This is a genomic window from Roseimaritima sediminicola (assembly GCF_009618275.1).
Classification (GTDB): domain Bacteria; phylum Planctomycetota; class Planctomycetia; order Pirellulales; family Pirellulaceae; genus Roseimaritima; species Roseimaritima sediminicola.
Map to the genome: position 1 here is coordinate 135111 of NZ_WIAD01000001.1, position 8147 is coordinate 143257.

At 63.4% G+C, this 8147-nt stretch carries 4 protein-coding genes; 2 read left to right on the plus strand and 2 right to left on the minus strand.

Annotated features, from left to right (window positions below):
• Window positions 1-123: 123 nt before the first annotated feature.
• Both GE027_RS00460 and GE027_RS00465 read right to left on the minus strand, forming a co-directional pair.
• A complete protein-coding gene (locus tag GE027_RS00460; RefSeq protein WP_162006513.1) occupies window positions 124-1806 on the minus strand; it encodes a sensor domain-containing diguanylate cyclase in 1683 nt (560 codons plus the stop codon).
• A gap of 46 nt (window positions 1807-1852) precedes the next feature.
• Window positions 1853-4828, minus strand: coding sequence for a hypothetical protein (locus tag GE027_RS00465; protein ID WP_153555198.1), 2976 nt, complete (start codon window positions 4826-4828; stop codon window positions 1853-1855).
• Between the two features lie 745 nt (window positions 4829-5573).
• Here GE027_RS00465 and GE027_RS00470 point away from each other — a divergent pair.
• Both GE027_RS00470 and GE027_RS00475 read left to right on the plus strand, forming a co-directional pair.
• A complete protein-coding gene (locus tag GE027_RS00470; protein WP_153555199.1) occupies window positions 5574-6596 on the plus strand; it encodes a sigma-70 family RNA polymerase sigma factor in 1023 nt (340 codons plus the stop codon).
• Between the two features lie 32 nt (window positions 6597-6628).
• Window positions 6629-8023 carry a TIGR01777 family oxidoreductase gene (locus GE027_RS00475; RefSeq protein WP_153555200.1) on the plus strand — a complete coding sequence of 465 codons (1395 nt, stop codon included), beginning with the start codon at window positions 6629-6631 and terminating at the stop codon, window positions 8021-8023.
• Window positions 8024-8147 lie beyond the last annotated feature (124 nt).

Consider the following 8147-nt stretch of genomic DNA (forward strand, 5'->3'; position numbering starts at 1 on the left):
GTCTCGTAGCCGAACCCGTAGCTGAACTGGCCAGAGTTTGGACCGGGCGGCCACGGGATGGGACGCGTCCCAAAGTCTGGCGACTTCGGCTACGGGAGAATGTCCAAAGTCTGGCGACATCGGCTACGCGGTCGCCTCACGCGTAGCTGAACTCGCCAGCGTTTGGTTGCTGGCTTCGTCCTGCAGATCTTGTACTTGTTCGAGCAACGCTTGTTCGTCGACTTGGGGCTCGGCGCCGCTGATCTCCGCCGCCGCGGCTTCGTCGTTACGGTGCAACCGGTCGTAGCGAACCACGCGGTTGCGCCCGCTGCGTTTGGCGTGGTACAGCGCCTGGTCGGCTTGGTCGATCAACTGTTCGGCCGATTCCGGATCCTGGCCGTTGTCGCTGCAGCCGAGACTGGCGGTGATCTGCAACTCCTGGATCTCGAGGTTCTCGATAGCGACGCGGAACCGTTCGGCCGCGATGGCCGCGCCGGCCAGATCGACGTGGGGCAGCAGCACGCAGAACTCTTCGCCGCCATAGCGACACACATAGTCGGTATCGCGTGCCGTCTCCAGCAACGCCGCCGCGACGGCCTTCAGCACCTCGTCGCCGGTTTGGTGGCCGTGATTGTCGTTGATCGATTTAAAATGATCGACGTCCACCATGACGCAGCTGAGAGGGTAGTCGTAGCGCTGCATCGATCGCCACTGTTCGGCGAAATGTTCGAAGAAAGACCGCCGGTTCAAGCAGGACGTCATCGGATCGCGGGTGGCCAGGAAAGACAGCTGTTCGTTCTGCTCCTGCACTTCGGCTTGCGAACGCTCCAGATTCTGCAGCGTTTCCTGCAAGGCGGCATTGTTCTCTTCGATAACGGTGATGTCGTCCAGACTCAGCAGCGTGCCCTCGCGGCGTCCTTCGGGATTGACGATCGGGCTGGCGTTAGCCTTGAAATGCCGCAGTCGGCCCTGACAGTCGGTCAGACGAACGGCGGCGTCCGCCGGCGAAGGCGACTCGGCGGTCAACGCATCTAACCACTCCAGCGGCTGGCGCTGGGGCGCGTCGGCAAACTCCCACCCGAGGCTCTCCAGCGCCCGACCTTGCAGCCGATCGGCGTCCACGCCGCAAACCTGAGCGAACGCTTCGTTGGACAGCATCACGCGGCCTTTTTGATTTAATACCAATACGCCTTCGTTCATCGTATCCAAGGCCGAGCGGACCCGTTGCGGAACCGCTTTGGCCGGGTCTAGATGCCGGAAACAACGACGCAGCCAAATGCTGAACCCCAGAAAGTTCGCCAGCGTGGCCAACAACGTGATCCGGACCGACGGCATCGCAAAGAATCCCCACATTCCTTTCTGAACCGGGGGGCGAAACGCGATCTGAATCGTCCCGCGGTGTCGGTTCGCTTCGAGTAACGGAACGGCGATCTGGTTGCTGGCGGAGGTCGAGTCGGGTGCGTGCCAGGTCGTCCGATGAGGCCCCACCAGGATGGTTGGAAATTCCTCGCCGGCCGCTCCCTCGACCGCCCGCTGGCGTGAGGCCTGTCGGTCTGCGGCCGACGGGGCCGGAGTCGCTTTGGCCGACAACACGTCGCCGTTGCGAGCGACCAACGATTGCAGCACGACGCGCATCCCATCGACGTCGCCGCGAGAAAGCATCTGCGAACAACTGACGGCCACGCTTTCGGACAAGCGCGTGCGGGATGCTACCAGGGCGGGGTGCCCGTCGTCCCATTCACCGGTCAAACGCAAGCCCAACAGAACGGTCGCCGTCCACATCGCCATGGCGAAGGCGATTCGAGTCGTGGTCCCCAAACGTTTCATCGATTGTTTCCTTTCGCTGCGCGGCGTCGGCGGCAGGGCCGGTGAATTAGCGGGTCGCGATTTCCAGTAGAGAAGCATCGTCCTGGGCAGCATCGCTGCCGAGACCGCCGCCAAGTCGCGGTGTCTGCGTCGCATTCAAGATCGGCAAAGGATCAAAAGCGAACCAAATGGGCATCGAGGACATCAGTTTGGTGATCAACACACTGCCCCGCAGCAACCATGCGATCTGCGCCAGGGAGAATCCGGTGGCCAACACCACGGCCGTCCCGGCTACCATCTCTCGCTGATGGGTTTCGTCCAGTACCCGCTGCTGGACCTGGTCCACCCGTTCGAACAATTGACCGCTGTCAAATGCCGGAACCACAGTCAATAGGTCGCCGGCAAAGGACGGCGGAGGTTGGGGATCGTCGCGCAGCCGTGAGGGTACGGCATCCGCAGCCCGCGCCTGGTTCGCCGCGGCGGCGGTGTGGTCGCGGAAGCGGGACCCGCTGCTCATCCCAGCTCGGCCGTAGGGAGGTGGCGGCGAAGCCGCCGGCTGTGGCAATGCACCGGGCATACGTTGCGGCAACATAGTCACGGGGACTGCGGCTACCGCCTGCACCGTCTGCGCGATCTGGCTGTGGAGCAGCGATTCGGTATCGATCACCGCGCCGGCCGCCACCGCCTGCTGCGACGCGGACGGTCCCTCGACAGACGGTTCCTTGGAGGGTTGTCCCTTGGCGATCTTGCCCTGTGGTTTGGTCGTCGACTCCGCTCGCCGCGATCCGTGCGGTGTGTCGTCTGCCGAAGAGTGGACCGAATCGGCTCGTGAAGCCGCGTTTTCACCGGCCGCGAGTTCCGGCAACTGGCTGGCAACGCCCCCCGCCGCATAGCGTCCACCGATCGGCGGCGGTGCGTGCGCCGGCGAACGCCATCCCAGAATCGTTCCCGTTCCGCCGGCAAACGACAACCGCTTGGGCGGCAGAGCTGCCACCGGGGCCGATGCCTGACTTTGAACGCGCGGCAACATGGGTTTGGGAACCGGATCATTGCGAACCGAATCGTGGTCCGTGTCCGGACGATCCTCAGCCGGCGGATCCTCAGCCGGCGGATCCTCCTCAGCCGGCGGATCCGCAGCGACTGGCGGATCCTTAACGGTCGGTTCTTCCGCGACTGGCGGATCCTCAGCCGGCGGTTCTTCCGCGGCCGGCGGGTCAGTTGGCGACTTCAGCGGTTCCGCCGGCGGCGTGGGTTCCGCCGGCGGCGTGGGTTCTTCCGGCGGCGTGGTGGGTTCGTCCGCCGGTCCGCCGTCCGGGGCGTCCTGCGGGACCGAACCGTGCAGCGTGACGGTCAAACTCGGCAGCAGACTGTGGCCGGTCTGATCGACCAACGTCGCAGTGAACAGCAACTCGTCCGGCGTCTGGCTGCTCCACATCTCCAGCGGTTTGGCCAGCGGGTCGGCAATCCGCCAGGAAGTGGGCGAGGTTCGCGTTCCACGACTGAAAGCCACATCGGCCGGCACGCCCACGATTTCCAGTTCGGCGGAGCCATCCAAGCTGTCGGCATCGGCGACGAGAATATCCATCGGCATCCGCAGCGGGCGATGCGTCTGGCTGGCAACCACCGGCGCCCAGCCATCCTGCGCGACGTCGATCCAGTGGACGGCGTAGGCACCGCTGGAAAGCGCCGTCACCAAACTTCCCGCGTGACTATTCATCGCCCCTTCGGTCGCGACGTCCAGTCCGGTGGGTTCAGCCGATTCGTTGAACAAACGCGTGACATACTTCTGGGTAACTCCATCGTCATCGGCTTCGGCGTAGTTCACGACAAAGCCGCCGCCGGACAGTGCGGCCACGGTCACTTCGGCATGTCCGGAGCTCGAGATCGCTTGACCGGTGAGTGTCCAGTGCTCGGTGCGCAGCGTCGTTCCCGCGGCATCGGTCAGACGCACTTCGACCACCTTTTCAGCGGACCGTTCGACCACCGCGGCAACCACAAATCGGTCCGGGGATAGCCGCAGGATGGCCGGTGGTTCGAAGGGTTCGTCGGCCGTCACCGAAAACTCCGCGACCAGCGGTTGCCCGGGCGCGGGGATCCGGCTCCAGTGTCGCGCAAGCGGCTGGTAAGTCAGTGCATCCCTGACGGTCCACGATACCCCGCGAGCATCGGCCTGGAAGTGTTCGGCGACGGTCCCGGTAGGGGTTTGAATCAGTGAGTAGACATCGCCGATGGGTTCACCGGCAAAGTCGACCGTCCGTGCCTCGATGCCGCCCTGCCCATCACCCCATCCCAGCACGAAATGCTGCTCGCCAGCCAGCAGCACCAACTCCGCGTCGTATTGATGCGTGTCGTGATTTCGAGTCACCGGTTGTTCGAGCGGGCCGGCCAGCGGCGTGTCGGCGGCGTTGAAAACTTGAGCGAAGACGCTTTGCCCATCGTTCCAACCCACCACCCAGCCGCCATCGGGGCCGGCCACCACGCGGACGTGAATCGGCTGATGCAGCGCTGCGGTCGCTACCGGCACGGCCGCCGGTCCCGGTGTCCCGTCGGCCATCGTTCGACGCACCATGATCTGGTATCGATCTCCGTCCGGTTGGACAAAGGCCATCGCGTGCTGGCCGTTATCCAGGGCGGTTATCCAGGCATCGTGCTGCGAGGGATCGACACCGGCAATAACGTGAGGATGCGACTGAACCGCTTCGATGGGCTGTGTCCAAGCAATCTCCCAGGCGGTGGTCCCGGCTGCCGACTGCGACGCACCGTCTGCCGCGATCGAAGCGGAGCCGGCAGGGCTGGCGGGTGTAGCGGGTGTAGCGGGCGGCGTATCGCCCTGAGCCGCCTGCGTACTGCGGTATGCCTGCGAACTGCGGTCGGTTTCGGCGACCACGTCCGGCGCGGGCGCTACTTCTGCGGCCAAGGCGTCAACGGCGGGTTCCGGTTGTTCCCCCCAGCCCAGATCGCCGGCGCGCAACTGGCGCTGCTCCAAGCGTTCGACCAGGGGCCGAAAGCGCGATTTGCGGACGGGGCTCGAGCGGAATGCCATGGCGGGGCGTGACGTAGGCGAGTGACGGGGCGACCGTCCCCAAAGCCAACGACAAAGCGACGGTCGATCCTGGAAACGTAGGTTAGCCCCGGCCCACACGGGCGGTCGTCGGGCCATGACAGTCGGGCCGACCGCGAGAAAACCAAGAGGTCCGCGCGATTATGCGGATAACAGGGAGAGCTGGGACAAAATGCCTCGACGACCCTTTTCGGGGCGCCCCCCGGGTTCGCCGAATCGTTCCTGGCAGGCAGCGGTTCAGATTGGCTGCAAAGACGGCAGGCGTACTCCCGCCACGAGAAGGCCCCACTTCGAGGGGCGTTGCGTGAATGAAGATAGATGTCCAAACGCGACGAGGATCCGCCAAAACGGCCGATTATCCACGGTTATCCAAGCGTTTCGCAAAACTCGCAGCGGATGCCCCGGCTCGACCCCCATCTTTTAGAAAGGGCCCCATCTTTTAGACGGGGCATGGCACGGTACTTGCGTTATCCCTCACTGACCGCTCAGCCCCGTCGACTTGAGATCGTAGGGCGCAGGCAAGTGGGATGCCGTGCATTCGATGCAAATGCAGCTCAGTTGCGTGAAACTTTGGAAACGCTTGCGGTTAAAGATAGTGCCTTGAGTGCACAGAGCGCATCAGACGACGGAAGCCTGTTGGCCGCGAACTCGCCAGCGGTTTCCAACGCCGTTTGATCCCCCCGTTAGCCACTTGTTGTCTATCAATATAGTTTGAGACCGAACGATTATGTCCAGTCGATCCGCCACCATTTCGCTTCACCCGCGCTGGATGAAGATGCCCGAATTACGGCCCGCCGTCGAAGCCTGGCAAGAACACGCGTCGACCCCGCTACCATTTCAGGGTGCGGATCTTCGGCGCTGTGCCGAAGCCATGGTGGCCGAAGAGATCGGCTTCATCAGCAACCGCCGATTCGTCGAACCGGATGCCGGCGAGCGCATCTTCGACCGGCCCTTGAACCTCGAAGAACCGGAACCGGGCAAGCACCGTCGCGGGCTGCGTACCAGCGATCTGCCTCGACATCTGGGTCGTCTGTGCGAGGCACCGTTGATCTCGCCGGATCAGGAACAGATGCTGTTCGAGCGGATGAACTTCCTGCGACATCAAGCGAACGCGCACCGTTCGCGGTTGGATCCGCGGCGACCGGCCAAGACGCGAATCGAACTGATCCGCAAGCTGCTCTTCCTGGCCGACTGGCATCGCGACCGGATCGTCGAGGCGAACCTGCGGCTGGTGTTTTCGATCGTCAAAAAGTTCGCCAACCAACACAACCGCTTCGACGACTTGCTCAGCGACGGCATCGTGGCGTTGATGCGGGCGGCTGACAAGTTCGACTTCCAACGCGGCTTTCGCTTCAGCACCTATGCGACTCAAGTTGTTCGCCGCGACGCGTATCGCAGTGTGGTAACGTTGCGTGACGAGCGTCAGAAGGTCGCCAGCGGGTTGCAGGATATGGAAATCGATATCAGCGATGAAATCCGCCAACCCAACATGAGCGAGTCGCGATGGCACCTGCTGCGAACGCGATTAGCGAATATGATGTCGGAACTGGATCCGCGCGAGAACATGATTATCCGCGCACGCTTTGCCTTGGATTCGCACCACCGAGTGCAAACCCTGCAGAGCTTGGCCAGTCGCTTGGGCGTGTCCAAGGAACGGGTGCGGCAGTTGGAGCGGCGAGCCTTGGATAAACTGACCGCCATGGCGGTCGACGCCGGATATCAGGAAACCGAACACGGCGCTATGTCTTAAGGCCTAGCGGCAAAACCTGTCAAAGGATCCGCATGAGCCAAGACTTCGAGGCGACGCTGGACGTTCCCGTTTCTCGGGAGACTCTGTTCGCCTACCACGATGCGGCCGGCGCCCTGCAGCGTCTGTTGCCGCCCTGGGAACCGCTGGCAATCGAACACTCCGACCAAAGCCTGCGAGTTGGCAGTGAAGTGCGGATGCGGGGCAGCTTGCTGGGCTTGCCGCTGCGGTATACGGCTCGGCATACCCAGTACGAGCCTCCACGACTGTTCCAGGACGTGCAGGCCGAAGGCCCGTTCGGGTTTTGGCGTCATGACCATCGCTTTGAAGAGAATGGCCCGAACGCTTCGCGGCTGATCGACCACATCGAATACGGACTGCCGGCGGGCGTCGTGGGCCGCTGGGCGGGAGCCGGTTTGGCAGAACGCAAACTGCAGCAGATGTTTCGATATCGCCATCGCGTGACCCTGGATGATCTTTCGATGCAGGCGAATCGACCGCTGCGCCCGCTGCGGATCGGTGTGTCCGGAGCATCGGGACTGGTCGGCACGCAACTGGTCGCCATGCTACGGATGCTGGGCCACACCGTGGACGAATTGGTTCGTGGCAAGGCGGAGCAAGACGGTGAAATAGCCGTCTGGGACGACGCTTTCGCAGCCGATGCGGCGGGCAATCTGGCGAAACTTCGTCGCTTGGACGCGGTGATCCATCTGGCGGGTAAACCGATCGCCGACCAGCGTTGGACCGCGGCGGTCAAACAACAAATCCGCTCCAGCCGCGTCGACAAGACACGTCAGCTGTGCCAACGTTTGGCAGAACTCGGCCCGGACCGTCCCGACGTCCTGTTGTGTGCGTCGGCGTCGGGCTACTACGGCGATCGTGGTGATCAGGTGCTTACCGAAACCGCGTCGCCGGGCGACGGATTCCTTACCGAGGTCGCTCAGCAATGGGAGGCGGCTTGCGGGCCGGCCGGCGATGCCGGGATCCGCGTGGCGCAGCTGCGTTTCGGGATCGTGCTGTCCCCTCAGGGCGGAGCTTTGCAGAAGACGCTGTTGCCGGCTCGCTTCGGCGGTGGGCATCTGGGAGGCGGCAAGCAGTGGTGGAGCTGGATAGCGCTCGATGACGTTCTGGGCGGCATCTATCACGCCTTGGTCGAGTCGCAGGTCCAGGGACCGATTAATTTCGTCTCGCCCCAACCGGTGACAAATCGCCAGTTCACCAAGACGCTGGCCGGTGTGCTGAACCGGCCCGCTCTGGTTCCCGCGCCCGCCTTCGCGCTCCGTATGGCTTTGGGCGAAATGGCGGACAGCCTGTTGCTTGCCAGTGTCCGCGCGGTCCCCGAGCGTCTGCAGGAAACCGGGTACACCTTTCGCTTTGCAGACCTGCAATCGGCGCTGCGGCATCTGCTCGGCCGTTGGCCTCAGGACTGATCCCCGGCGCGGCCTGCGTCTTATCGTGATCACCGCGGTGCCGCTTAAACGGCCTGTGCCGATTCGGCCATCTTTACCGATTCTCGGTTTCGACTGCAGACGATTCAAGCAGCGAGTTTGGGTT